20 protein-coding genes and 2 pseudogenes are annotated in these 24459 nt (G+C 65.1%); 16 read left to right on the forward strand and 6 right to left on the reverse strand.

What is annotated here, in order from left to right; all coding sequences use genetic code 11:
- Positions 1–435 precede the first annotated feature (435 nt).
- The gene (locus A3OK_RS0112660; protein WP_019905247.1) at positions 436–1911 is read left to right on the forward strand and encodes a PAS domain-containing methyl-accepting chemotaxis protein; all 1476 of its coding nucleotides are present in this window, start codon (positions 436–438) and stop codon (positions 1909–1911) included.
- A 148-nt stretch (positions 1912–2059) separates the two neighbouring features.
- Here A3OK_RS0112660 and A3OK_RS0112665 read toward each other — a convergent pair whose 3' ends face one another.
- Complete coding sequence (locus A3OK_RS0112665) at positions 2060–2686, reverse strand: 2-hydroxychromene-2-carboxylate isomerase (protein WP_019905248.1); 627 nt, start codon at positions 2684–2686, stop codon at positions 2060–2062.
- A 205-nt stretch (positions 2687–2891) separates the two neighbouring features.
- On the opposite strand from A3OK_RS0112665, the gene A3OK_RS0112670 reads away from it, so the two are divergent.
- Positions 2892–4133, forward strand: a complete 1242-nt coding sequence (locus A3OK_RS0112670; RefSeq protein WP_019905249.1) for an argininosuccinate synthase — start codon at positions 2892–2894, stop codon at positions 4131–4133.
- Between the two features lie 51 nt (positions 4134–4184).
- Here the strand turns inward: A3OK_RS0112670 and A3OK_RS0112675 are convergent, their stop codons facing one another.
- Both A3OK_RS0112675 and mtgA read right to left on the reverse strand, forming a co-directional pair.
- Positions 4185–4754 (reverse strand): hypothetical protein, encoded by a 570-nt coding sequence (locus tag A3OK_RS0112675; protein ID WP_019905250.1) that lies wholly within the window; start codon positions 4752–4754, stop codon positions 4185–4187.
- Between the two features lie 129 nt (positions 4755–4883).
- The gene (gene mtgA / locus A3OK_RS0112680) at positions 4884–5519 is read right to left on the reverse strand and encodes a monofunctional biosynthetic peptidoglycan transglycosylase (protein WP_019905251.1); all 636 of its coding nucleotides are present in this window, start codon (positions 5517–5519) and stop codon (positions 4884–4886) included.
- 176 nt (positions 5520–5695) lie between these two features.
- On the opposite strand from mtgA, the gene A3OK_RS0112685 reads away from it, so the two are divergent.
- Positions 5696–6655 carry a polyprenyl synthetase family protein gene (locus tag A3OK_RS0112685; RefSeq protein WP_026597217.1) on the forward strand — a complete coding sequence of 320 codons (960 nt, stop codon included), beginning with the start codon at positions 5696–5698 and terminating at the stop codon, positions 6653–6655.
- A 228-nt stretch (positions 6656–6883) separates the two neighbouring features.
- Entirely contained in the window at positions 6884–8368 is a 1485-nt protein-coding gene (locus A3OK_RS0112690) for a SulP family inorganic anion transporter (RefSeq protein WP_019905253.1), read from the forward strand.
- 105 nt (positions 8369–8473) lie between these two features.
- Here the strand turns inward: A3OK_RS0112690 and arsH are convergent, their stop codons facing one another.
- A complete protein-coding gene (gene arsH, locus A3OK_RS0112695; RefSeq protein ID WP_026597218.1) occupies positions 8474–9220 on the reverse strand; it encodes an arsenical resistance protein ArsH in 747 nt (248 codons plus the stop codon).
- Between the two features lie 50 nt (positions 9221–9270).
- Between arsH and A3OK_RS0112700 the strand changes: the two genes are divergently transcribed.
- The 3 genes and pseudogenes from A3OK_RS0112700 (at position 9271) to leuB (ending at position 11176) form a co-directional block, all read left to right on the forward strand.
- Positions 9271–9630: a metalloregulator ArsR/SmtB family transcription factor gene (locus A3OK_RS0112700; RefSeq protein WP_019905255.1), complete on the forward strand. Its 360-nt coding sequence runs from the start codon at positions 9271–9273 to the stop codon at positions 9628–9630.
- A 4-nt stretch (positions 9631–9634) separates the two neighbouring features.
- Positions 9635–9945 (forward strand): annotated as a pseudogene (locus A3OK_RS23605) (ArsC/Spx/MgsR family protein); the annotation flags it as partial.
- A gap of 121 nt (positions 9946–10066) precedes the next feature.
- On the forward strand, positions 10067–11176 hold the full coding sequence (leuB, locus tag A3OK_RS0112710; protein WP_019905257.1) for a 3-isopropylmalate dehydrogenase: 1110 nt from the start codon (positions 10067–10069) through the stop codon (positions 11174–11176).
- Positions 11177–11264: 88 nt separating this feature from the next.
- Here leuB and A3OK_RS0112715 read toward each other — a convergent pair whose 3' ends face one another.
- Together A3OK_RS0112715 and A3OK_RS0112720 are read right to left on the reverse strand one after the other, a co-directional pair.
- Positions 11265–11669, reverse strand: coding sequence for a hypothetical protein (locus tag A3OK_RS0112715; RefSeq protein ID WP_019905258.1), 405 nt, complete (start codon positions 11667–11669; stop codon positions 11265–11267).
- 101 nt (positions 11670–11770) lie between these two features.
- Positions 11771–12514 carry a hypothetical protein gene (locus A3OK_RS0112720; RefSeq protein WP_019905259.1) on the reverse strand — a complete coding sequence of 248 codons (744 nt, stop codon included), beginning with the start codon at positions 12512–12514 and terminating at the stop codon, positions 11771–11773.
- A gap of 578 nt (positions 12515–13092) precedes the next feature.
- On the opposite strand from A3OK_RS0112720, the gene A3OK_RS0112725 reads away from it, so the two are divergent.
- The 9 genes and pseudogenes from A3OK_RS0112725 (at position 13093) to infB (ending at position 24447) form a co-directional block, all read left to right on the forward strand.
- The gene (locus tag A3OK_RS0112725; protein WP_019905260.1) at positions 13093–14127 is read left to right on the forward strand and encodes an aspartate-semialdehyde dehydrogenase; all 1035 of its coding nucleotides are present in this window, start codon (positions 13093–13095) and stop codon (positions 14125–14127) included.
- A gap of 252 nt (positions 14128–14379) precedes the next feature.
- Positions 14380–15417 carry a hypothetical protein gene (locus A3OK_RS24025; protein ID WP_155912014.1) on the forward strand — a complete coding sequence of 346 codons (1038 nt, stop codon included), beginning with the start codon at positions 14380–14382 and terminating at the stop codon, positions 15415–15417.
- Positions 15418–15572: 155 nt separating this feature from the next.
- A complete protein-coding gene (locus A3OK_RS0112730; RefSeq protein WP_155912015.1) occupies positions 15573–16106 on the forward strand; it encodes a hypothetical protein in 534 nt (177 codons plus the stop codon).
- 199 nt (positions 16107–16305) lie between these two features.
- Positions 16306–17439, forward strand: a complete 1134-nt coding sequence (locus tag A3OK_RS0112735) for a GSCFA domain-containing protein (protein ID WP_019905262.1) — start codon at positions 16306–16308, stop codon at positions 17437–17439.
- A 144-nt stretch (positions 17440–17583) separates the two neighbouring features.
- Positions 17584–17757, forward strand: a complete 174-nt coding sequence (locus tag A3OK_RS24030; protein WP_019905263.1) for a hypothetical protein — start codon at positions 17584–17586, stop codon at positions 17755–17757.
- A 250-nt stretch (positions 17758–18007) separates the two neighbouring features.
- Positions 18008–18586, forward strand: a pseudogene (gene rimP / locus A3OK_RS0112745) (ribosome maturation factor RimP); the annotation flags it as partial.
- Positions 18587–18922: 336 nt separating this feature from the next.
- Entirely contained in the window at positions 18923–20524 is a 1602-nt protein-coding gene (gene nusA, locus A3OK_RS0112750; RefSeq protein ID WP_019905265.1) for a transcription termination factor NusA, read from the forward strand.
- Positions 20525–20724: 200 nt separating this feature from the next.
- Complete coding sequence (locus tag A3OK_RS0112755; protein ID WP_019905266.1) at positions 20725–21543, forward strand: RNA-binding protein; 819 nt, start codon at positions 20725–20727, stop codon at positions 21541–21543.
- Positions 21544–24447, forward strand: coding sequence for a translation initiation factor IF-2 (gene infB / locus A3OK_RS0112760; RefSeq protein ID WP_019905267.1), 2904 nt, complete (start codon positions 21544–21546; stop codon positions 24445–24447).
- Positions 24448–24459 lie beyond the last annotated feature (12 nt).

Genomic DNA, 24459 nt, shown 5'->3' on the forward strand with positions numbered 1-24459 from the left:
GCGTTCTAGCCCTGCTTTGCCAGGGTCGCCAGACGCAGGCTCCAGGGGCCATCAGCGGCAAGGCGTGCGAGTGGTCGCGGACGCGGAGACGCTGCGGGCCCGCCCCATTCATCCGAGAACTTCGTGATACATATACCGCCGCACTAATGTCATCTTTGATAGGATTTATTACATATTACTGGCGAATACGCACGGATCGTATTTATGGTAATTCCAATATATCATGGATACTTCGGTTTATAATTCCGTATTATGGGGATCTGTGTGGTCTAGATCCTTCTCTTAGAATTGGTCTGACGGAAATTTGATTCATTATTCTTGCTATTTCCACACTATCGAAGCCGAAGTTAAGTGAACGATAGGGAAATTTGCGCATCTGAGATTGCAGGGTCGAGCGCGGCGACCCCGAATAACCCTTACGCGTCCGACAGGGTGATGAACTTTTTCGCTGATAGCCATCGGCAATCCCGGATCGATGCACTGGATCGCTCGCAGGCGGTCATCGAGTTCAAGACCGACGGGACCATCCTGACGGCGAACAAGAACTTCCTCGACGCGGTCGGCTACGAGCTCGCCGAGATCCAGGGCAAACACCACAGCCTGTTCGTCGACCCGGCCTTCAGGGAGAGCCCGACCTATCGCGCCTTCTGGGTCGCGCTCGCCGGCGGCACCTTCCAGTCCGGCGAGTTCAAGCGCATCGGCAAGGACGGCCGCGAGATCTGGCTGCAGGCCACCTACAATCCCATCCTCGGCCGCGACGGCCGGCCCACCCGGATCGTCAAGTTCGCCTCCGACGTCACCGAGCAGGTCAACCGGAGCACCGACCAGGAAGGTAAGGTCAAGGCCCTCGACCGCTCGCAGGCGGTGATCGAGTTCACCCTCGACGGCACGATCCTCACCGCCAACAAGAACTTCCTCGACGTGACGGGATACCGCCTCGACGAGATCCAGGGCCGCCACCATAGCCTGTTCGTCGATCCGGACTTCCGGGCGAGCGCGGAGTACAGGAGCTTCTGGGACAACCTCGGCCAGGGCGAGTACCAGTCCGGCGAGTACAGGCGCATGGCCAAGGGCGACCGCGAGATCTTCATCCAGGGCAGCTACAACCCGATCTTCGATCGCGAGGGCCGTCCGCTCAAGGTGGTCAAGTTCGCCATCGACGTCACCCGCCAGGTGCTCGAGCGCCAGAGCCGCGCCGCCCTCCAGGTCTCCATCGCCAGCGATCTCAACGCCATCGCCGGCGCCGCCTCGGGCGCCTCGCGCCAGGCCGGTCAGGCCGCCCAGGCCTCGACCCAGGTCTCGTCCGACATCCAGACCGTCGCCTCCGGCGCCGAGGAACTGGCCGCCTCGGTCTCCGAGATCAGCATGCAGGTCACCCACGCCTCCGAGATCTCCGGCCAGGCGGTCAAGCAGGCCCAGGAGACCAGCGCCATCATCACCGGCCTCTCGGGCGCCGCGACCCGCATCGGCGAGGTCGTCGCCCTGATCCAGGGCATCGCCGCCCAGACCAACCTGCTGGCGCTCAACGCCACGATCGAGGCGGCGCGCGCCGGCGAGGCGGGCCGCGGCTTCGCGGTGGTCGCCACCGAAGTCAAGGCGCTCGCCGCCCAGACCTCCAAGGCCACCGAGCAGATCAGCGCCCAGATCCTGTCGACCCAGCAGGCGACCCGCGAGGCGGTGGGCGCGATCTCCTCGATCCAGAGCACGATCATGACCCTCAACGAGGTCGCCAGCGCCATCTCGGCGGCGGTGGAGGAACAGAGCGCCGTCACCCGCGAGATGTCCTCCAGCATGCAGACCGCCTCCAACGGCGTCACCCTCATCACCGAAAGTCTCGACGAGATCGCCCGATCCACCGAAGAGGTCGACACCGCAACCCAGAAAGTCAGGATCGCGTCGAGCGCCGCCTGAGGGGAGCGGTCTTTCGACGTCCACCTTCTCGCTTACGCGCCATCGCGGATCTGTAAGGCGCGCGACCCGCGAGGGTCGCGCGCCTTACGCGTTCCACGGCGACCCGTCGCCGTCGCAATGGCGGGCCGTACCCCAATGCTGAAATGAGCTAACGCATCGCTCCGGGGCGGTCTCCGATCGCCCAGGCGAGTGCCTGTTCCAGACGGTCATTCCCCCAGAACAATTCTCCATCCCCGGTCAGGAACGTCGGTGCACCGAAGATGCCACGCGACCGCGCCTCCTCGCCATTGACGCGCAGGCGTCCCCTGTTGCCCTCCGACGCCGCCGCCTTGAGGATCACCGTCCCATCGAGACCGAGTCCGTTCAGGATTCCGACCACCGCCTGGGGCTCGGCGATGGATTGTCCGGCGGAGAATTCGGTCTCGTAGACGGCCTTCGAGAATGGAACGAGCCAGTCGTAATCCATGCCGTAGGTGGCTGCGCGGGTCGCGCTGAGGCTGTTCTGCGGAAACGGATCGGGTCGCGTCAGAGGCGGCAGGCCCTGTCGCGCCACCTCACGCTCCACGTCTCGCCACATATGCCGTCCCTTCGCCGGGAAGAGATTGAATGGCGAAGAATTCCAGCCCTGGCCGGCAAAAATCGGTCCGACCAGGAACGGCCGCCAGCGCACCTCGACGCCGGCGGCTTCCGCCATCCCATCGATCCGCATGGCCGCCAGGTACGAGTAGGTCGAGGCGAATTCGTACCAGAATTCGAGGGTCGGCCGTCGCGGCATTCGTCGAATCTCCGGTATGGAATTAAGGATGAGGTCAGAATACGCAGCTTCCGCTGTTCCTGGCCAAGCGACAACATGATGCGCTGACGCGGCCGTGGACAGCGTGGCCGCACACCGACGCAACGTCTCCGGCGGCATGCCGGTTGCACGACGCCGCTCTCCGCTGATAAGCCGCCACCACTCCACGAGAACCGAAGCGAACCCGATGTCAGACGCGAATCCGAAGCCCGTCAACAAGGTCGTGCTCGCCTATTCCGGTGGCCTCGACACCTCGATCATCCTGAAATGGCTACAGACCACCTATGGCTGCGAGGTCATCACCTTCACGGCCGATCTGGGCCAGGGCGAAGAGCTCGAGCCGGCACGCAGAAAAGCCGAGTTGCTCGGCATCAAGCCCGAGAACATCTTCATCGAGGACCTGCGCGAGGAATTCGTACGCGATTACGTGTTCCCGATGTTCCGCGCCAACGCGGTCTACGAGGGCGTCTATCTGCTCGGCACCTCGATCGCCCGCCCGCTGATCGCCAAGAAGCAGATCGAGATCGCCGAGCGGCTCGGTGCCGACGCGGTGTGTCACGGCGCCACCGGCAAGGGCAACGATCAGGTTCGTTTCGAGCTCGGCTACTACGCCCTGAAGCCCGACGTGACCGTCATCGCCCCCTGGCGCGAATGGGACCTCAAGAGCCGCGAGCAGCTCATCGCCTTCGCCGAGCAGCATCAGATTCCGATCTCGAAGGACAAGCGCGGCGAGAGCCCGTTTTCCGTCGACGCCAACCTCCTGCACGCCTCCTCGGAGGGCAAGGTCCTCGAGGATCCGGCCGACGAGGTGCCGGATTACGTCTACTCGCGGACCCTCTCGCCGGAAGAAGCGCCCGATACCCCCACCATCGTCACCATCGGCTTCGAGAAGGGCGATGCGGTCTCCATCGACGGCGAGATGCTGTCGCCGGCCTCCCTGCTCGCCAAGCTCAACCAATTCGGCCACGACAACGGCATCGGCCGGCTCGATCTCGTCGAGAACCGCTTCGTCGGCATGAAGAGCCGGGGCATGTACGAGACGCCGGGCGGCACGATCCTGCTGCCGGCCCACCGCGCCATCGAGTCGATCACGCTGGATCGCGGGGCGGCCCATCTCAAGGACCAGATCATGCCGCAATATGCGGAGCTGATCTATAACGGCTTCTGGTTCTCGCCGGAGCGCGAGATGCTCCAGGCCCTCATCGACAAGAGCCAGGAGATGGTCACCGGCGAAGTCCGTCTGAAGCTCTACAAGGGCGGCATCCACGTCATCGGCCGCACCAGCCCGAACTCGCTCTACGATCAGGACCTCGTGACCTTCGAAGAGGGGGCCGTCGCCTACGACCACCGCGACGCGGCGGGCTTCATCAAGCTCAATGCCCTGCGCCTGCGGACGCTTGCCCAACGCAAGAAGAAGCTCGGGGCGTAATCCGCGCGTCTTGGCCCTCTCCCCATCACGGGAGAGGGCAGAACGTCAAACTCAGACGGCGACCCAGCGGTCGCCCGTCTTGCCGAACGGTCCCGGCCCGAGATCGCCGTAGCGCAGGAAAATCTGCAGGGCCGGCTGCATTTCGTGATGCAAAGCCGGACGCTCGGTCCCCGTTCCGTACGGCTCGGCCGTATCGAAGGCGGGAACGTCGCGGCCCTCGTCCCAGAGCAGGTTGAGTTTCGGAATCAGAGCCAGATGCTCGGCCGTGACGTCAAAGGTGACGTGCTCGGGCGTCTCACCCGTCGCCTCGTCACGAAAGACGTCTCCGACATCGTCCGAGGAGAGCTTGGCCAGGGTGTTGTGATAGGCATAGCGGCCCGGCTTCAGAACGGCATTGTGGAGAAACACCGCGAGTGCATCCCCCAGCGCCCGGTGCTCCTCGTCGGCCCCGTCATCGTCCCCGGTCACGTTGAAGATGTCGCCGTCGCGGTCGGTGCTGCCGTAGGGCGCGTCGGGATGGACGATGGGCGCGCCCTGCCCGGCCGGATTCCAGGCCACCACCATCCGGCGGAGCAGGGCGATCCGCTCCAGGGTGAGGTCGAAGGTTGTGCTGTCGGCCATGTCGTTTCCGCCACCGATGTGGTGCTCGTCGTGTCTCGTATCCGCCCCATCACGGGTCGGCCCCGACCGTCTGTCGGAGGATGGACGGCTCTATGGCATGAGTCGCGGCAAGCCTCCACGCCTCCGGCCTCAGCGAAGGCACCCCATCAGCCCGCCGACTGCATTCATCCGCCCCTGGATCCGGGCGGCGACGGCGCGCACGCCACGCGACGGCAGTGCGGGGTTGCGCTGGATCGGGTTCGGCAGGACGGCGGCGAGCAGGCTCGCCTCGCTGCGGTTGAGAGTGCGTGCGCTCTTGCCGAACCAGCGCTGCGACGCCGCCTCGGCGCCGTAGACGCCCTCCCCCCATTCGGCCACGTTCAGATAGATTTCCATCATCCGCCGCTTGCCCCACAGCGTGTCGGCGATGACCGCGAGGGGGATCTCCAGCCCTTTGCGGATGAAGGAGCGGCCAGGCCAGAGGAACACGTTCTTCACGGTCTGCATGGAAATCGTCGAGGCGCCGCGGCTCGGCCCCTCGTCATCGTCGACTACGTCGCGAAGCGCGCCCCAATCGACGCCGTTATGCAGGCAGAAACGCTGGTCCTCCGAGGCGATGATCGCCTGGACCAGGAGCGGCGAGATCGCTTCGAGGGCGACGACCTCGCGGCTGACGGGCTTGAGCGTCAACCATCGCGCCAGCATCAGGGTTGAGGGCGGGGTCAACGCACTATAGACGAGCCCGAGAACAAGAATCAGGGCCAGCACCACGACGGGGAGCAGCATGGCGAGGCCGACGATCCGCCTCGCCAGGGACGATTGCCGTCTCCTTCGAACCGGATTGAGGTGCCGTTCATGGCGGGATTGCGGTTCGCTGACCTCCGCCGCATCGTCGCCTCGATCCTGACTTCGCCCCACCCGCACCACGACGCGCCCACCCCTCGACCAAGGCCCTTCTTACGATGACCTCAACGCCATCATCCCACGCTTCGGTCACGGCGGACGAATCGGACGCGTTTTCCCACAAGCTTTCTAGCGTGGCCGACGCCGTCGAGACGTTTCTCGCCGAGCGCCTCGGCCCCGAGACCCAGACGGGTGAGATCACCCGACCGGTACGGCTGATGGAGGCGATGCGCCATTCGGTTCTCGGCGGCGGCAAGCGTCTGCGCCCGTTCCTGGCGGTGGAAACCGCGCGGATGCTCGGCGGCGCCGAGGCCGGAGCACTGGCCGCCGGATCGGCCATTGAGCTCGTCCACTGCTATTCGCTGGTCCATGACGACATGCCGGCCATGGACGACGACGACATGCGCCGGGGCAAGCCCACGGTCCACAAGGCTTATGACGAGGCGACCGCCATCCTGGTCGGCGACGCGCTGCAGACTCTGGCCTTCGAAATCCTGGCCGATGCGACCTGGCAGCCGAACCCGTCGATCCGCGCCGACCTCGTCCTCGGCCTCGCCAAGGCGTCGGGCCTCGGCGGCATGGTCGGCGGCCAGATTCTCGACCTCGGCGCGGAAGGCCGCTTCGGCGCCGTGTCCCTCGATGTCGAGGACACGCTCCAGCTCCAGGCGATGAAGACCGGCGCCATCCTCGCCTTCTCGGTGGATGCGGGTGCCCTCGTGGGTGGCGCGACGCCGGACCAGCGCGCCGCTTTGTGGCGCTACGGCCTCGCATTGGGCCAGGCCTTCCAGATCGCCGACGACATCCTCGATCGCGAAGCCTCGCCGGAAGCGATGGGCAAGGCCACCGGCAAGGACAAGGATGCCGGCAAGGCGACCCTCGTCGACCGCCTCGGCATCGACGGTGCCCGCGCCGAATGCGATCGCCTCGTCGGACTTTGCGAAGAGGCCGTGTCCGCCTGGGGTGACAAGGCCCGCACCCTGCGTGAGGCCGCGCGGTTCACGGTGGCCCGCAAGGTCTGACGCGACCGTTCGAGAGCTCCTGCCGCATGTTGCGTTGCGGCAGGGGCGTGCTATCAGGCTTCCATGCATCTCAAGCGGTTCATCGATTTCCTCGGGCTGACGCCGCCGTAGCCGGCGCTCCGAGATGATTCGTTTGAACCGGCCCCGATGGCGCGTGTTGCGCACGGGGCTGTCGATGCCTGTCCCTGTCGACGCTTCGCGCGCGGGGACGATTGAGAGCCATGTCCCATGAACCGTCAGTCCTTTCGGAGCGAGTGGGCTCCGGACATCACGCGTGAACTCCTGGCCGGAACGGTCGTCGCCCTGGCGCTGATCCCGGAAGCCATCGCCTTCTCGATCATCGCGGGCGTCGACCCGAAGGTCGGGCTCTACGCCTCGTTCTGCATCGCCGTCATATCCGCCTTCGCCGGCGGGCGGCCTGCCATGATCTCGGCGGCCACCGGCGCGATGTCCCTCGTCATGGTAACGCTGGTGAAGGAGCACGGGCTCGGCTACCTGTTCGCGGCGACCATCCTCACCGGCCTGTTCCAGATCGTCGCGAGCGCGGTGCGCCTCGGCAACCTCATGCGCTTCGTCTCGCGCTCGGTGGTCACCGGCTTCGTCAACGCATTGGCGATCCTGATCTTCCTCGCGCAGATGCCCGAACTGATCGGCCGCGGGCCGATCGTCTACGCCATGACCGCCATCGGCCTCGCGATGATCTACGGCTTGCCCTACCTGACGAAGGCCGTCCCCTCCCCGCTCGTCACCATCCTCGTCCTCACCGGAGCCGCGATGTGGTTCGGGTTCGACATCAGGAATGTCGGCGACATGGGCGCCCTGCCCGGCGAACTGCCGGTCTTCGCGCTGCCCCAGGTGCCGTTCACCCTGGAGACCCTGCGGATCATCCTGCCCTACGCGCTCACGCTAGCGATGGTCGGGCTGCTGGAAAGCATGATGACGGCGGCCATCCTCGACGAGATGACCGACACGACCTCGGACAAGAATCGCGAATGCGCCGGCCAAGGCCTCGCCAACGTCACCGCCGGATTGTTCGGCGGCATGGCCGGCTGCGCCATGATCGGGCAATCGGTGATCAACGTCTCGTCCGGTGGGCGAGGCCGGCTCTCGACGCTCTGGGCCGGCGCGTTTCTGCTGTTCCTCATCGTCGTCCTCGGCCCCTATGTGGCGCGGATCCCGATGGCGGCCCTGGTGGCGGTGATGATCATGGTCTCGATCAACACCTTCCAGTGGAACTCCGTCCGCACCCTGCTGACGCATCCGAAGAGTTCGAGCGCGGTGATGCTCGGGACGGTGGCCGTCGTCGTGACCACGCACGACCTCGCCAAGGGCGTGCTGTTCGGCGTGATCCTCTCGGGGCTGTTCTTCGCCCACAAGGTGACGCGGTTCTTCGGCATCTCGTCGGTGCGCGACGAAGCGCGCCGTATCCGCACCTATCGGGTGACAGGCCAGATCTTCTTCGCCACGGCGGAGGCGTTCCATTCCGCCTTCGACTTCCGCGAGGACGACCTGAAGGGCGTGGCGATCGATTGCTCCGCCTCGCATTTCTGGGACATCACCAGCATCAACGCCCTCGACCGCGTGGTGCTGAAGTTCCGGCACCACGGCATCCCGGTGGAGATCATCGGCATGAACGCCGCGACGGCGACGCTCGTCGACCGCGTCGGCACCCACCAGAAGCCGGGCGCGGTGCTGGCCGGGTCGGATCACTGATCAGGTGGCCGCCTGTCCGTTTCCAACCGCTCGGATGGGGCTCGAAATGACGCGCTCCATCACGGCGCCGGCCTTGGATGCACGTCCATCGGCAGATCGGCGGCGCTACCGTTTCACGATGCCGATATCGGCTGCGACGGCTTTGAACACCTCCGACTCGCGCTCCTTCCGCTCGCTGTAGCGATCCACCAGATAATCGGCTCGTTCACGGGTCAAAAGCGTGAACTTCATCAGCTCCTCGCAGACGTCGACCACCCGGTCGTAGAGCGGCCCCGGCTTCATTCGGCCGGCCTCGTCGAACTCCTTGTAGGCCATCGGCACCGAGGACTGGTTCGGGATGGTGATCATCCGCATCCAACGCCCGAGAATGCGCAGGGCGTTCACGGCATTGAACGACTGCGACCCTCCCGAGACCTGCATGACGGCCAGGGTTCGTCCCTGCGTCGGTCGCACCGAACCCTCGGACAGGGGCAGCCAATCGATCTGGCTCTTCATGACCCCGGTCATGGTGCCGTGACGTTCCGGGCTGACCCAGACGTGTCCCTCCGACCAGATCGATAGGTCGCGAAGTTCCTGAACCTTCGGGTGGTCGACGGTGGTGTCGTCGGGCAACGGCAACCCATGCGCGTCGTAGATCCTGACTTTACCGCCCATGCGCTCCAGCAACCGCGCCGCCTCGTAAGCGAGGAACCGGCTGAACGAGCGCTCGCGAAGCGAGCCGTACAGGATCAGAAACCGCGGGGCGTGCGTGATGCGTTTCCGTCGGTCGAGATGGTCATCGGACGGCACCACGAAATGGGCTTCGCCGAGGTTCGGCATTCCATCGTCGAAGGGCGGTCGGGGCTTGTCCACGCGTCGTCGTTCCCCTACGTTTCAATATTCATGGATATATTGGATAGAAGATGGACGAACGGCAAGCCCTCTTGGCCTTCGCGGCCATGGCCCAGGAGAACCGGCTGCGGATCGTGCGTCATCTGGTGATTGCGGGTCCTGACGGCCTCGCCGCGGGCTCACTCGCGAAGGATGTTGGGGTCTCGACTTCGAACCTCTCCTTCCATCTGAAGGAACTCGAACATGCCGGGTTGATCCAGTCCAAACGGGAGGGTCGCTCGATCATCTACAGCGCGGTTTATCCGGCGCTTTCCGGTCTGATCGAATTCCTGATGCGCGATTGCTGCCAGGGCCGCCCGGAAGTCTGTGACCCGGCGGTAGCCGCATTGTTCGCCTGCTGCACGCCTCCCGAGGAGCCCGCCCGTGCCTGATTCCATCGACGTCGTCATCGATCACAACACCGCCTGCGGCACGTCCAGGAAGACCTTGGCACTGATGCGGAATGCCGGGATCGGGCGGCATCCGGTGGAGGAGCTGAAGACACCGCCGAGCCGTGCCATGTTGCGTGAACTCGCCCGGCAGGCCGGCATCACGATCGCGGTCTCCTGCGCGAGAAGGGCACGCGCTGCGCGGAACCGAGCCTCGTCGACGCCGCCCTGGACGACGCGCGGCTTCCGGATGCGGTCGCGTCCCACCCAATCCTGTTGAACCGTCCGGTCGTCGTCGCGCCGACGGGCGTGCGTCTCGCCGAGGCTTACCGGCACCGAGCCTGAGCTAAACCGAGACTCGACTCCACCGAGACTTGCCAAGCGCCCGAACCCGTCGCTACAGCCGCCCGACGCATCACCCTTGGCCGCGAGTGCTCCCATGAATGCCTACAAGCTCCTCCTCCTTCCCGGCGACGGCATCGGCCCGGAGGTGATGGCCCAGGTGAAGACCGTGATCGGCGTGCTCGCCGAGACCGGTATCGCCACTTTCGAGACCGAGACCGACCTCGTCGGCGGGTCGTCCATCGACGCCCATGGCGTGCCGCTTACCGACGCGGCTCTGGCGCGGGCGGATGCCGCGGACGCGATCCTGCTGGGCGCGGTCGGCGGCCCGAAATGGTCCGATGTCGCCTACGAGATCCGGCCGGAGGCGGGGCTGCTTCGTCTTCGCAAGGATCTCGGCCTGTTCGCCAACCTGCGCCCGGCGATCTGCTACCCGGCGCTGGCCGACGCCTCCGCGCTCAAGCGCGAGCTGGTGGAGGGGCTCGACATCATGATCGTGCGCGAACTCACCGGCGGCGTCTATTTCGGTGAGCCGAAGGAGATCACCACCCTACCCGACGGGACGAAGCGCGCGGTGGACACGCAGGTCTACACCACGGGCGAGATCGAGCGCATCGCCCATGTCGCCTTCGACCTGGCGCGCAAGCGCTCGGGCCGCGTCGCCTCGGCCGAGAAGCACAACGTGATGAAGTCCGGTGTCCTGTGGAAGGAGGTCGTGACCAAGGTCCATGCCGAGCATTACACCGATGTCGAGCTCGAGCACGTGCTCGCCGACAATTGCGCCATGCAGCTGGTGCGCCGCCCGAAGCAATTCGACGTGCTCGTCACCGACAACCTGTTCGGCGACGTGCTGTCTGACGTCGCGGCGATGCTGACCGGGTCGCTCGGCATGTTGCCCTCGGCCTCACTCGGCGCGGTGGACGCGAAGGGCAGCCGAAAGGCGCTGTACGAGCCCGTTCACGGCTCGGCACCCGACATCGCCGGCCAGGATCTCGCCAACCCGCTCGCGATGATCGGCTCGCTCGCCATGGCCCTGCGCTACTCGTTCGGCCTCGGCGAGGCGGCGGACCTCCTCGACGGCGCCATCACCGATGCCCTGGCGGCCGGCGCCCGCACCAGGGATATCGCCGGAGAGGGTGCAAGCCTGCTTGGAACGGTCGGGATGGGCGAGGCCGTGGTTGCCGCCCTCAAGTCGCGGGTTCGGTAGGGCGCCGCTCGCCATAGGGGTCGAGACATGAAAAAGGCGCCGACCCGGCAGGGTCGACGCCTTTCTCTTTCTCCGCTGGGGACGGAAATCAGTAGGGGTTGCCGTTGCGCGACACGTACGATGTCGGGTCGATCGCATCGACTGCCGAGAAGTCGACGTTGTGGATCGCGCTGGAACGGGCGCCGATGAACGGCCCGTTGGTGATCGGATCGGGCAGGATGCCGCCACCGAAGCGCTCGTTGCGGCCGTAGGGCGGCGAATTCAGGTAGCTCGCGGTGATGAAGTGCGGGTTGGTCGCTGGGTTGCTGATCGAGCCGTTATTCGCCTCGACAACGTTGCCGGCATCGAGCCAGCTGCGCGGGCGGATGCGGATCGGCAGCGGCTGGCTGACGCGGATACCGGGAGCGTAGCGACCCTGCGCCTCGGCGGCGGTGTTCGCGCCGACGGCGGTGAGGGTGAGCGCGCCCATCAGGGCAATCGTGGCAGTGCGCATGACGGACCTTCGTTGAACCTGTGTGAGGGTAGGCCTGGCTTCCTTAAGAAACTCGGCCATTCATGGTGAGAAGACGTGCCAGCGGCGCCGTTGTTCCCGGCTTATGGCCGCGCTTGGACGGTTCGCCGCAGTTTTGCCTCATTATGTCGAATTTGGCGCTTCGAGATCGAGCCGGTTTCGCCGGCCGCCTCGCGTCGGGGGGCATCGGCGACCGCCGGCGCACACCCTTCCATCCGTCTGTTCTCGAAAACGCGATACGCCGCTTCGAGGTTGGCGGAAGCTTGGCCATTGAGCACGAGCTTGTTCAAGGTGCAAGCGATGGCGCGCGGCTCCGGTGGTTGGCTCAACGGCGCGCAGAGCCAACCGTCGAAACGCGGGGCCAGGGGCGAGAGCCCGCTCTGTCCGGCATTGGAGAAGCCGGTGCAGACCCGGGTCACGGGACCGCTCAACGTGGCTTCCAGGATTTCCACCGGACCGAACTTGGTCTGGATCAGACCCCGCTCGCCGGTCCTCAACACAGCGAGGCCCTGCCCGTCGGCGGCACGGCGTGCGATGGTGACGAAGAGGCTCGCGGGCGGGTTCGGCCCCTCGCCGATGGTGATCCGCAGATAAGGGGCCTCGCTCGCATCGAAGCGACCCTGGGAGAGGCCGTCCTCGCGTTGACCGCTGCTCGGATTGATGCGCGCAGGCTCGATCCTCGCCTCGTCGAGCGCGTCCGGATCATCGAGACGGTAACGTGGTGCCGACGCCGCCACCGGGAGCGCCGGGCGAACGGCGACGGCAGCGGATGGGACGAAGGGCGGAGAGTTCGCGTCCGCCAGGCCGCTGGCTGCACCTCCGGGCATTGTCCCGCGTGAGGTCGTCTCCCCCCAGGAGAAACGCCCGATAGCGCCGAAACAGACCATCGCGACGAGGCATGGCAGGACCATTCGAAACAGCGGTCCGCTCTTAACCCTGCCTGGCGGATCGCCGATCTCGTCCTGATAAGTGATGCGATGCATGAAACCCTGAACCAAACCCCGACCCGCGCCCCTGCTCGCGGCTCGCGCCGCTCCGGCGGCGACCATGGCGTCCGGGATGCGCAGATTGGGTTTCCCGCCGAGGCCCGGAGCGGGCGTTTCGGAATTCGCGGTGAATCAATCCTTCCCCGTCGTTCCGCCCTCGCGTTCCGACCGGTCGGTTTGTGCTGCCGCGAAGGTCCCGGGTGCAGCGCAACCCTTGACAGTCGCGAAGACGAGGCGTCTTGCTCCGCCGCTTGAGACGGGTTCGGCTACTCCTCGAGAGTCTGGACCAGACCGGAAACCGCTGCGGATCCCACTGGCATCGGTGCACTGAGACCTGCCCGGAGATCCTGCCGGCAGCGCCGGGGCGAGACGCCCGGCCACGGCCGGGAGCCAGGGCACCACGAAGCGGAGTTGGAGAGATGGGTTACAAGGTCGCCGTCGTCGGTGCGACGGGCAATGTCGGACGCGAGATGCTGGACATCCTGTCGGAGCGGGCTTTTCCCGCCGACGAGGTCGTGGCTATCGCGTCGCGCCGCAGCGCCGGACAGGAAGTCTCCTTCGGCGACAAGATCCTGAAGGTGAAGGCGCTCGACACCTACGATTTCTCCGATACGGACATCTGCCTGATGTCCGCCGGCGGAGAGATCTCGAAGGAATGGTCGCCGCGCATCGGCCAGTCCGGCTGCGTCGTCATCGATAACTCGTCGGCCTTCCGCTACCACGCCGACGTGCCGCTGATCGTGCCGGAAGTGAATCCGGAGGCGATCGATGGCTTCTCGAAGATGAACATCATCGCCAACCCGAACTGCTCCACGGCGCAGCTCGTCGTCGCGCTGAAGCCCCTGCACGACGTCGCCAAGATCACCCGCGTGGTCGTGGCGACCTACCAGTCGGTCTCGGGCGCCGGCAAGGAGGCCATGGACGAGCTGTTCCAGCAGACCCGTTCCGTCTTCACCGCCGGTCAGATGACGATGGAGAAGTTCCCCAAGCGCATCGCCTTCAACGTCATCCCGCAGATCGACGTGTTCCTCGACGACGGCTCCACCAAGGAAGAGTGGAAGATGGTCGCCGAGACCAAGAAGATGCTGGATCCCAAGATCAAGCTGACGGCGACTTGCGTGCGCGTGCCGGTGTTCATCGGCCATGCCGAGGCGGTCAATGTCGAATTCGAGAACCCGATCTCGCCGGAGGAGGCCACGGCCATCCTGCGCTCGGCACCGGGCATCCTCGTGGTCGATAAGCGCGAGCCCGGCGGCTACATGACCCCGCACGAGGCGGCCGGCGAGGACGCGACCTACATCTCGCGTATCCGCGCAGATTCGACGGTCGATAACGGCCTGTCGTTCTGGTGCGTCGCCGATAACCTGCGCAAGGGCGCGGCTCTCAACACGGTTCAGATTGCCGAGATGCTGATCAACCGGAAGCTGCTGAAGGGCCGCGCCGCCGCAGCCTGATCGGGCGCCTTACCGATCCTCAGGATCGGAACTCGAACTCGTCGCAAGCCATCGACGCCGTCCCATTCGCGGGGCGGCGTTTTTTCATGACCGCGCTACTCTAATTTAAGGATATAAAACCTATTTATGTTGAAAATAAACTTATTCTGAGATAGTCAGGCATGGAACAAATCATGAACTCAGGTGGCCGTGATGCGGGACGCTTCAGAACGCAGACGAGAGACCGAAACTCTCCGTTGCCTGCTCGCCGTGATGGACGCCGAGACGAAACTGATCCGTCTCCGCCAGAGCCTGAACCGAAAGTACGACCCGGGCCAGCCTCGCGCGCCGTCAGGCCAAAGTGACGGAGGGCAGTGGATCTCGGGTGGCGGAGGCGCTGCGGACAACGCAATCAACCGATTCGCTCAGAATGCTGGACGCTGGTCCTCTCTTAACGGTGAGAGCGCTCCGGGGGCAGCTGTTCAGGAAACAATTGTCGGCGACGAGGGGGCCCGTGTTCTCTCCCTGCGGATCCGCTCACGCCGTGGCGAATGGGAGGACCAACACACCGTCATCACGTCTGATGGCGAGAGCCGCATTTTCGAAAACTCGGGTGAAACGCAGACCATCCGAGATGGGCATTCCGGCGAAGTCCTATCGAGCAGCACGTTCTCAACGTCAGAATCGCAATCAGATGCCACCATCCAGTCGGCATTCTTGCCGGTCTTATCGGCCGCCGCCTCTGCAGCGACTGCTGCCACGATCGAGGCGGCTGCGCTCCTCTTCACCTACCTTGCCGCTCGGGACACGGGTTACGGCAAAGCTCCTGGGAGGACGGCATTTCGCTATGACTTTGATCCAGATCCAAATAAGAAATTTCCCCTAATTTGGGTTGGGCAAATTCATCAGAGCCAACTCAACCAAGCGTGTCCACGCAACAATGAAGTCCAAGCCATTACCGATGAGGCTACGAAGCGGCTGACCGCTTTGAATCCCCAATTGTCAAAACAACAGCTCGGAAATCTCATTCATTATGACATAGCGACGACCATCAAAGCATTGGGATATCCCGATCTTCAAGTCGAGTTTTCTTTGGATATCTCTGGAATTCCAGCAAAATATGGAACACAAAATTCGTCCCGCCTCGACCTTTTCGAGCTTACACCTGACCGAATGGTTTGCGTTTACGATTATAAAACCGGCAACAAGGGACTTAGCCCGACGAGAGCACTGGCTCTAGCTAGGGTTGCAAAAATGTACTATCCACAATCGATCGGCATTGTCATCATACAAGTGAAACCGCAACTATGACGACTGCACGACAGGTTAGGGCTTTAGTCAGTCCTCTTATCGCGAGAAATACCGATCTTGCACCTGCCGGAAGAAATCTATTCTGGCTTCTGCCGATCGGTCATGTTGGGCGGTTAATTTTGGTCGATCGCACGGGCGGCTCCGATTGCTGCGTCGTGAGTTGGCACCTGACAGAGTTCTTTATGCCGGAGGCACTGCGCTGGCCTTTTCTTGGCCGCTGCAACGACCGGATCGGTCGATCGAAGGGTTTTAAAGGCGGATGGGGCTGGCTCTGGTCGGACCCGACAATCTACCAGGATATCGTGACACGCGTCGAAGCCGACGCGCTCGCGATGCTGAGGCCGCTGGATTCCACCCGCAAATGCCTCGAATTCGCGAGGACTCGCCCGGAAACGGAAGGATACCTCGGCCCGCAATGGCACCTCATCACCGCCATTGCGCTGGGTGAACTCGATGAGGCCCGGACGATCTGGAGCAAAATCGGCCGTTCCTACCGGAAGGGCTTCGATATCGAGGACCCATACCTTCAGCCTGTCTATGACCGGTATTGCCTGATTGGCGAGCCGCTCATGGCCGACGATCGGGCCGGTCTTGCCGCGATCCTGCATCGCTGGGAAGCGGAGTACCTCGTGGGCAGTCCCCTCGAACCCTACTGGGCGCCGAGCCCATTTCCTCTGGAAGAGACGTGATCGGCGGCGGCGTGACCGTTGCCCGTTTCACGAGAAGGCCGGCACGCGATAAAGACATTCTCGGTCGAACTTCTCCCTCATCGTCTACAACGCCTTGACGGACACTCCATTAAGCGAAGACCTGCTAGCCATAGAGCGAGCAACACCGGACAGGGGTGACCGTCCGTTTGCGAGCGTGCAATCCGGGACGACCGAACGAATGGCGACCATCGAGGGTGTGCGGGACGGTGCGGTCATCACCACCTGCGGGTCCTATTTTCGCGGGACGGCGCCGCAATGGTACCCGACCGACGAATCCCTGCAGACGCCCGACGTGGTCGGAGACTATCTCGCCAGGGGCTGGATGCCGAAAACCGGATTCGTGACCAAAGACACGCCGATCGTCGCGTTCGGGTCGTGTTTCGCATCGAATGTCAGCAACTACCTTTCCAAACGCGGTTATTCCGTCATTTCCCATGGCGAAAGCGCGGCCTACGTGACAAAAATGGGCGATGGCATGGTCCATACCCATGCCATCCTTCAGCAGTTCCGCTGGGCCTGGACCAACGAGCAGCCCGAGGTCGCCCTCTGGCACGGCTACAAGGCCGAGCGCTTCGGCTACGACGAGGAGGCGCGCCTAGCGACTAAGGCTCTGTTCGACCGGGCGGACCTGTTCATCATCACCCTCGGCCTCAGCGAGGTCTGGTACGACGAGGTGACGGGAGAGGTGTTCTGGCGCGCGCCTCCGCGAGAAGTCTTCGATCCCTCGCGCCACAAGTTCCGGCTCTCGCGCTCCGACGAGACCAAGCGCAATCTGGCGGAGATCTGGGCTCTCATTCGGAGGTTTCGGCCCAATGCCAAGGTCGTCCTGACGATCTCGCCGATTCCGCTCACCGCGACCTTCCGCGACGTCGGCTGCATCTCGGCGAATGCCGTGTCGAAAGCGATCCTGCGCGGCGCCGTGGACGAGTTCTACGAGGACGCGGAGGGCAAGGGCAGCACGCTGTTCTATTTTCCGAGCTACGACATGGTGATGTACGGGTTCGACAACCAATGGACTGCCGATCGGCGCCATGTCTATGGCCATGTGCTCGACTTCAACATGAAGGTCTTCGAGCATTATTACTGCATACCGGGGCTGTCGAAAGCGCGCCTCCACGCGTCCTACCGCAAGGCGCGGCTGCTCGACCTGTCGATCGGGCGCAATGGTCACGCGGCGGTTGCCAAGGCCGATCCCGAGGTCCTCGCCGCGCAATTGGCCGAGCGCCGCCGTCTCGTCGCACGCCGTCGGCGATCGCCGCGATACATCGCGGCCCTGCTGATGAACAGGTTCAGACGTCGGTTCAAATTCTGATCGAATCCTCGATGAGCGTGACGCGCCGAGGGCTGCCGGAGCGCCGGCGATCCGGGTGAGATATCGGGGAGAAACAATCCTCACATCTTGGCGCAACAATCCGGTGCGAATCATGCGCCCGTTCTCGGCTCAAGGATCGACGCCATGCCGGCCTCCCACCTCTCGCAGACCCGGTCGCGCAGGCTCCTGGCCCTTGGCGAGACCGTGTTCCTGGCGATCGTATCGGGCTACCTCATGGTCCTGGCGATCGGTCTCGCGGCGGATCTGGCCTCCGTCGTGCAGCGAGCACCCGCCACACTCCGCCTCGCTTCGCGCTGACGCGTTCGGGATCGCGTGGCCCGCCATCGCTCGGCTCGGCGAGCGGATCGGCGAGCGGATCGGCGAGCGGATCGGCACTTGGAAAACCGCTTGAAATATCCGTGAGACGAAGCTACCTATCACTCATCAGTTCTGGTTGCAGTCTTGAGGCTGCGGTTCGGGAGTGGGCCCCACCGGGTCCGCTCTTTTTTATTGCCGCAACGCCTTTGCGCCAGGACGCCTCCCGCACGGCCGGAACGTCAAGCGCAGCATGGTGGATACTCCCGAGAAACGTCTGATCACCGAGACCGGCGTCGCCGCACGCGTGGTCCAGGTGATCGAGGCATCGATCGAAGGGCTCGGCTACCGCGTGGTTCGCGTGCGGGTGTCGAATGCCAATGGCTGCACGGTGCAGATCATGGCCGAACGGCCGGATGGCACCATGACGGTGGGCGATTGCGAGATCGTGAGCCGGGCGATCTCGCCGCTCCTCGATCTCGACGACCCGGTGGGTCAGGCTTATTACCTCGAAATCTCGTCCCCCGGCATCGACCGGCCTCTCGTCCGCGCCTGCGATTTCGAGCGCTGGGCCGGTTACGAGGCCAAGATCGAGCTGGCGGTTCCCCTGGACGGCCGCAAGCGGTTTCGTGGGATTATCGGCGCTCCCAATACCGATGGCGTGACGGTGCCGATCGACCTGCCCGACGTGAAGGAAGGCCTGCCGAGCCGGATCGACCTGCCCATGCGGGACCTCGGCGACGCCTACCTGGTTCTCACCGACGAACTCGTCCGGGAATCCCTGCGCCGCGGCGGCCCGCCTCAGGATGAGGATGAGCTGCTGGACGAGGAGGAGGACGAGCCCTCCGACGAGCGCCCGAAGGCACCGAAATCCAAGGCTCCCAAGTCCAAGGGTGACAAGGCCAAGGACGCCAAATCCAAGGACGCCAAATCCAAGGGCGACAAGCCCACGGCGACCAAGGAAAAGGCAGGCAAGGGCAAGACAGCCAAGCCGAAGATCGAGAAGCCGGAGACCGCCGAGAGCAAGGCGAACAAGGCCAAGCCCGTTCGGACCAAGGCGGTCCGGGTCAAGGAATCCGGCAGCCTCCACTGAGTTTCGAGCCCCGGCTGCCCGCGATGGCGACCGGAGCCAGCACCCTCGTCAGACGAACAAGAAGGACGAAATCCGATGGCCGTCGTCAGCGCCAACAGGCTCGAACTCCTCCAGATCGCCGAGGCGGTCGCCCGTGAGAAAGTGATCGACCGTTCCATCGTCATCGACGCCATGGAGGAGGCCATCGCCAAGGCCGCCCGCTCGCGCTACGGCGCCGAGACCGACGTCCATGCCGAGATCGACCCGAAGACCGGAGCGCTCCGCCTGTCCCGCCATCTCGTGGTGGTCGATCAGGTCGAGAACGATGCCCGGGAGGTCACCCTCGATCAGGCCCGGCGCTACAATCCCGGCGCGCTGGTCGGCGACGTCATCTCCGACACGCTGCCGCCCTTCGATTTCGGCCGCGTCGCCGCCCAATCGGCCAAGCAGGTCATCGTCCAGAAGGTTCGCGACGCCGAGCGCGACCGTCAGTTCGACGAGTACAAGGACCGCATCGGCGAGATCGTCAACGGCCTCGTCAAGCGCGTGGAATACGGCAACGTCATCGTCGATCTCGGCCGTGGCGAGGGCATCGTGCGCCGCGACGAGATGATCCCGCGCGAGACCTTCCGCCCCGGCGACCGCATCCGCTCCTATCTGTTCGACGTGCGCCGGGAAGTGCGCGGCCCGCAGATCTTCCTCTCCCGCTCGCATCCGCAATTCATGGCCAAGCTCTTCGGCCAGGAAGTGCCCGAGATCTACGACGGCATCGTCGAGGTGAAGGCCGTCGCCCGCGATCCGGGCTCGCGCGCCAAGATCGCGGTCATCTCCCGCGACGGCTCGATCGATCCCGTCGGCGCCTGCGTCGGCATGCGCGGCTCCCGCGTCCAGGCTGTGGTCGGCGAGTTGCAGGGTGAGAAGGTCGACATCATCCCGTGGTCGGAAGACCAGGCGACCTTCATCGTCAATGCGCTACAGCCCGCCGAGGTGGTGAAGGTCGTGCTCGACGAGGAAGCCGACCGCATCGAGGTGGTGGTGCCCGACGACCAGCTCTCGTTGGCCATCGGCCGTCGCGGCCAGAACGTGCGTCTCGCCTCGCAGCTCACCGGCTGGGATATCGACATCTTGACCGAGGCCGAGGAATCGGAGCGTCGCCAGAAGGAATTCGCCGAGCGCACCGCCATCTTCATGGAAGCGCTCGACGTCGACGAGACCGTCGGACAGTTGCTGGCCGCCGAAGGTTTCCGGAACGTCGAGGAGATCGCCTATGTCGAGCCCGGCGAACTCGCCAACATCCAAGGCCTCGACGAGGAGAGCGGCACCGAGATCCAGGCCCGCGCCCAGGACCATCTCGCTCGCGTCGAATCGGAATTCGACGCCAAGCGCCAGGAACTCGGCGTCGCCGATGAACTGCGTGAGATCGACGGAGTGACCACCCCGATGCTGGTGGCTCTCGGCGAGAACGACGTGAAGTCGATCGAGGATCTCGCCGGCTGTGCCACCGACGACCTCGTCGGCTACACCGAGGGACGCGGCCCCGAGGCCACGAAACATGCGGGCTATCTCGACGGGTTCGAGATCTCTCGCGCCGAGGCGGAGGCCATGATCATGGCAGCCCGCGTCAAAGCCGGCTGGATCGAAGCGCCGCCCGAGACGGACGCGGCCGAGCCGACCGGCGAAGAAGCCGAAGCGGTCTGAGCAACGGAGCCTCCGGCGATTCGACTGGACCCCGAGGCACCCGCCTCGGGGCACGGTCCGACGACCACGGAGCCGGCTGGAGATATCCTTCCAGGCTTCCGCTTCCGCGCATCAGAACGACGGCATCAATGCGATCGGGGACGAGCTTCGCTCGGCCCATCGCAGCTGTCTCAGCACCGTAACAAGGACACCTCCGCCGCATGACGGGCGAGTACGTAGACGCATCCGACGATGCCGCCGAGCCGGAGCCGAGCACGCTGCTCGATCCCGGCCTTGGGCGCGGCCGTCGCAATGCAATGCGCACATGCCTCGTCACCCGAGTTTCGCAGAATCCCGATGGAATGATTCGGTTCGTCCTGTCGCCGGATGGCGAGGTCGTGACGGATCTCAAGGCGAAACTGCCGGGCCGTGGGGCATGGCTGAGCGCCGATCGCATCTCCGTCGAGACGGCGCTCAAGAAACGGCTGTTCCAGCGCGCGTTCAAGACCAAGGACGCCGCCTCACCTGCCGACCTCGCCGACCGGGTCGCGATGGTTCTGCGAGACGATCTTCGCCAATCCCTCTCGCTCGCCAACAAGGCGGGCTGCCTCGTGGCGGGCTTTGCCAAGGTCGAGGCCGCGATCGGCGAAAAGGCCGGCGTCGCCGCCGTAATTCAGGCCTCCGACGGTAGTGCCGATGGCAGACGGAAGATTGCTGCGGCATTGCACCGGAGGCATGGCGATGCCATATCCCGTGTCCCGATCATCGATGATTTGTCCAATGAAGAATTGGACATGGCCTTGGGTCGGGATCATGTGATACATGCGGCGCTTGTCGCAGGAGTCGGGTCTTCCGGCTGCCTTGCGCGTTGGCGTCGGCTACGCTCCTTCGAGGGCAGGCCTACGACGGCCGAGGAGGCCGGTTATGCCCGCACAGGGCGGACCGCTTCGACTCTGCAGGACGACGACGAGACGGATTTACCCGGCGCACAGCAGTTTGCCGGTTCACGGGACGATGGAAACCCTCAGGGTTTGGACTGAATGAGCGATACGAACAATCCGGGCGACAAGACGCAGGCACGACCCCCCTCGAAGCCGCTGTCCTTGAAGCGCCCGATCGAGCAGGGAACTGTGCGTCAGAGCTTCTCCCATGGCCGCTCCAAGCAGGTCGTGGTCGAGACCGTGAAGCGGCGCGTCATCGGGGCGGCACCGGCCGCTCCCGTGCGCGAAACGCAACCGGTCGCTCCCGCGTCCCGCGTGGCGCCTCCCGCACCCGCGGCTCCGCGTCCCGCCCAGCGTGCCGCCTCCGGCGTCGTGCTGCGGACGTTGAGCGAGCAGGAGCGCGATGCGCGCACCGCGGCTCTCGCCGATGCTCAGCGTCGCGAGCAGGAAGCCCGCCGCAAGGTCGAGGAAGAAGCGGCTGCAGAGCGCGCCCGCGAGGCTGAAGAAGCCCGCAAGCGCGAGGCTGAAGAGCGTCGCCGCCAGGAAGAAGAGCGTCTTCGCGCCGAGGAGCAGGCTCGCCTGCGTGCCGAGGAAGAGGCAGCACGCGCTGCTGCGGCGGCGGCCGCCAAGGAAGCCGCTGCTGAGGCTCCGGCCCCGGCTGCTCCGCCGAAGCCCGTTTCGAAGACCGTACCGATGGCACCGGTCTCCGCTCCCATCGCGGCTGCTCCGAAGCCGGCTCCCGCCGCGCCCGCTCCCGCTCCCGCTCCCCAGGCTGCGGCGCCCGCGCGTCCTGCGGCTCCGGCCGTTCGCCAGCCGCTCACGGCACGTCCGACCCCGGCCGAGCCGCGCAAGACCATCACTGCGGACGTGCGCAAGCCGCGCGACCTGAACTTCATGGCCCGCCCGGCTCCGGCGCCCGAGCCTGAAGCAGCGCCGACGACTGCCACTGCCGCTCGTCCGGCCGGTGCGACGCCGGCTGCCCGTGCCCCTGGCCGGCCCCAGGCTGCCGAGGAGGAGAGCGAGCAGAAGCGCGTGATCCGCCGTCCGGGCATGCCGCTCAAGATCATCACGCCGCCCAAGACCCCGAAGCAGCCGGGCGGCGACCGCAATCGTGGCCGTCTCACCATCGCCACCGCCACGTCGGGCGAGGACGAGCGGACACGCTCCGTCGCTTCGTTCCGCCGCCGCCAGCAGCGCATGAGCGGCAACCGGCAGGTGGAGCAGAAGGAGAAGCTCTCCCGCGAGGTGACGATCCCCGAGACGATCACCATCCAGGAACTCGCGAACCGCATGTCGGAGCGAGCCGTGGACGTGATTCGTCTGCTTATGAAGCAGGGCGAGATCCACAAGATCACCGACGTGATCGACTCGGATTCTGCGCAGCTCATCGCCGAGGAGCTCGGTCACACCGTGCGCCGCGTCGCCGAATCCGACGTCGAGGAAGGCCTGTTCAACGACGAGCCGGATCTCGAAGAGGATCTCGATCCGCGTCCGCCCGTCGTGACCATCATGGGCCACGTCGATCACGGCAAGACCTCGCTGCTCGATGCCATCCGCAAGACGGCCGTGGTCTCCGGCGAGGCCGGCGGCATCACGCAGCATATCGGCGCCTATCAGGTCGCGTCGCCGTCCGGCGACATGGTCACCTTCATCGACACTCCCGGCCACGCGGCCTTCACCTCCATGCGCGCTCGCGGCGCCAAGGTGACGGATATCGTCGTGCTCGTGGTGGCGGCCGACGATGGCGTCATGCCCCAGACGGTGGAGGCGATCAGCCATGCGAAGGCGGCCGGCGTGCCGCTCATCGTGGCGATCAACAAGATCGACAAGCCCGACGCGAACCCCCAGCGGGTGCGCACCGAGCTGCTGCAGCATGACATCCAGGTCGAGTCCATGGGCGGCGAAACCCTGGAATTCGAAGTCTCGGCCAAGACCGGCGACGGTCTGCCGGACCTCCTCGAAGGTCTGCAGCTCCAGGCCGAAATCCTGAACCTGCGTGCCAACGAAGCGCGCGATGGTGAAGGCACGGTCATCGAGGCCAAGCTCGATCGCGGTCGCGGCCCTGTCGCCACCGTTCTCGTGCAGCGCGGCACGCTCTTCACCGGCGACATCGTCGTCGCCGGCGCCGAATGGGGCCGCGTCCGCGCCCTCATCGACGACAAGGGCGAGAGCATCCCCTATGCCGGCCCGTCGGTGCCGGTGGAGGTGCTCGGCTTCAACGGGACCCCGGATGCGGGCGACCGCGTCGCCGTGGTGCCGAACGAGGCCCGTGCCCGCGAGGTCACCGAGTATCGTGCCCGCCAGAAGCGCGAGCGCATCGCTGCCCGTACCGGTGGCGCCAATCGCTCGCTCGTCGACATGATGCGCGATCTCAAGGAAGGCCTGGGCCGCAAGGAACTGGCCATCGTCATCAAGGGCGACGTGCAGGGTTCGGTCGAAGCCATCACCGGCGCGCTGGACAAGCTCGGCAACGACGAAGTGTCGGCCCGCATCCTGCTCTCAGGCGTCGGCGGCATCACCGAGTCGGACGTCACGCTGGCGGAGGCCTCGAAGGCCGTCGTCATAGGCTTCAACGTGCGTGCCCATAAGGAAGCGCGCGAGTCGGCCGAGAACAAGGGCGTCGAGATCCGCTACTACAACATCATCTACGACCTCGTGGATGACATCAAAGCGACCCTTTCGGGCATGCTCCCGCCGACCTTGCGCGAAGAGCGTCTGGGCGAGGCGCAGATCCTTCAGATCTTCGACGTGTCGAAGGTCGGCAAGATCGCCGGTTGCCGCGTCACCGACGGTGTCGTGCAGCGTGGCGCCCATGTCCGCCTGATCCGCGACAGCGTCGTGATCCACGAGGGGAAGCTGTCCCAGCTGAAACGCCTCAAGGACGACGCCAAGGAAGTCGGCTCGGGCTACGAGTGCGGTATGTCCTTCGAGAACTTCCAGGACATGCGCGCCGGCGACACGATCGAGTGCTACCGGGTCGAAGAGATCCGCCGCACGCTGTAAAAGCGACGCGGC

This window comes from Methylobacterium sp. 77, assembly GCF_000372825.1.
In the GTDB taxonomy this organism is placed as follows: domain Bacteria; phylum Pseudomonadota; class Alphaproteobacteria; order Rhizobiales; family Beijerinckiaceae; genus Methylobacterium.

Excerpts from the sequence above, each read along its gene's own strand:
- A3OK_RS0112670 (WP_019905249.1), top strand. The coding sequence starts at position 2,892 with ATGTCAGACGCGAATCCGAAGCCCGTCAACAAGGTCGTGCTCGCCTAT.
- A3OK_RS0112700 (WP_019905255.1), top strand. The coding sequence starts at position 9,271 with ATGGACGAACGGCAAGCCCTCTTGGCCTTCGCGGCCATGGCCCAGGAG.
- A3OK_RS24025 (WP_155912014.1), top strand. The coding sequence starts at position 14,380 with ATGGACGCCGAGACGAAACTGATCCGTCTCCGCCAGAGCCTGAACCGA.
- A3OK_RS24030 (WP_019905263.1), top strand. The coding sequence starts at position 17,584 with ATGCCGGCCTCCCACCTCTCGCAGACCCGGTCGCGCAGGCTCCTGGCC.
- mtgA (WP_019905251.1), bottom strand. The coding sequence starts at position 5,519 with ATGCTGCTCCCCGTCGTGGTGCTGGCCCTGATTCTTGTTCTCGGGCTC.
- A3OK_RS0112735 (WP_019905262.1), top strand. The coding sequence starts at position 16,306 with ATGGCGACCATCGAGGGTGTGCGGGACGGTGCGGTCATCACCACCTGC.
- infB (WP_019905267.1), top strand. The coding sequence starts at position 21,544 with ATGAGCGATACGAACAATCCGGGCGACAAGACGCAGGCACGACCCCCC.
- leuB (WP_019905257.1), top strand. The coding sequence starts at position 10,067 with ATGAATGCCTACAAGCTCCTCCTCCTTCCCGGCGACGGCATCGGCCCG.
- A3OK_RS0112720 (WP_019905259.1), bottom strand. The coding sequence starts at position 12,514 with ATGCCCGGAGGTGCAGCCAGCGGCCTGGCGGACGCGAACTCTCCGCCC.
- A3OK_RS0112660 (WP_019905247.1), top strand. The coding sequence starts at position 436 with ATGAACTTTTTCGCTGATAGCCATCGGCAATCCCGGATCGATGCACTG.
- A3OK_RS0112665 (WP_019905248.1), bottom strand. The coding sequence starts at position 2,686 with ATGCCGCGACGGCCGACCCTCGAATTCTGGTACGAATTCGCCTCGACC.
- A3OK_RS0112755 (WP_019905266.1), top strand. The coding sequence starts at position 20,725 with ATGACGGGCGAGTACGTAGACGCATCCGACGATGCCGCCGAGCCGGAG.
- A3OK_RS0112675 (WP_019905250.1), bottom strand. The coding sequence starts at position 4,754 with ATGGCCGACAGCACAACCTTCGACCTCACCCTGGAGCGGATCGCCCTG.
- A3OK_RS0112690 (WP_019905253.1), top strand. The coding sequence starts at position 6,884 with ATGAACCGTCAGTCCTTTCGGAGCGAGTGGGCTCCGGACATCACGCGT.
- nusA (WP_019905265.1), top strand. The coding sequence starts at position 18,923 with ATGGCCGTCGTCAGCGCCAACAGGCTCGAACTCCTCCAGATCGCCGAG.
- A3OK_RS0112725 (WP_019905260.1), top strand. The coding sequence starts at position 13,093 with ATGGGTTACAAGGTCGCCGTCGTCGGTGCGACGGGCAATGTCGGACGC.
- A3OK_RS0112685 (WP_026597217.1), top strand. The coding sequence starts at position 5,696 with ATGACCTCAACGCCATCATCCCACGCTTCGGTCACGGCGGACGAATCG.
- A3OK_RS0112715 (WP_019905258.1), bottom strand. The coding sequence starts at position 11,669 with ATGCGCACTGCCACGATTGCCCTGATGGGCGCGCTCACCCTCACCGCC.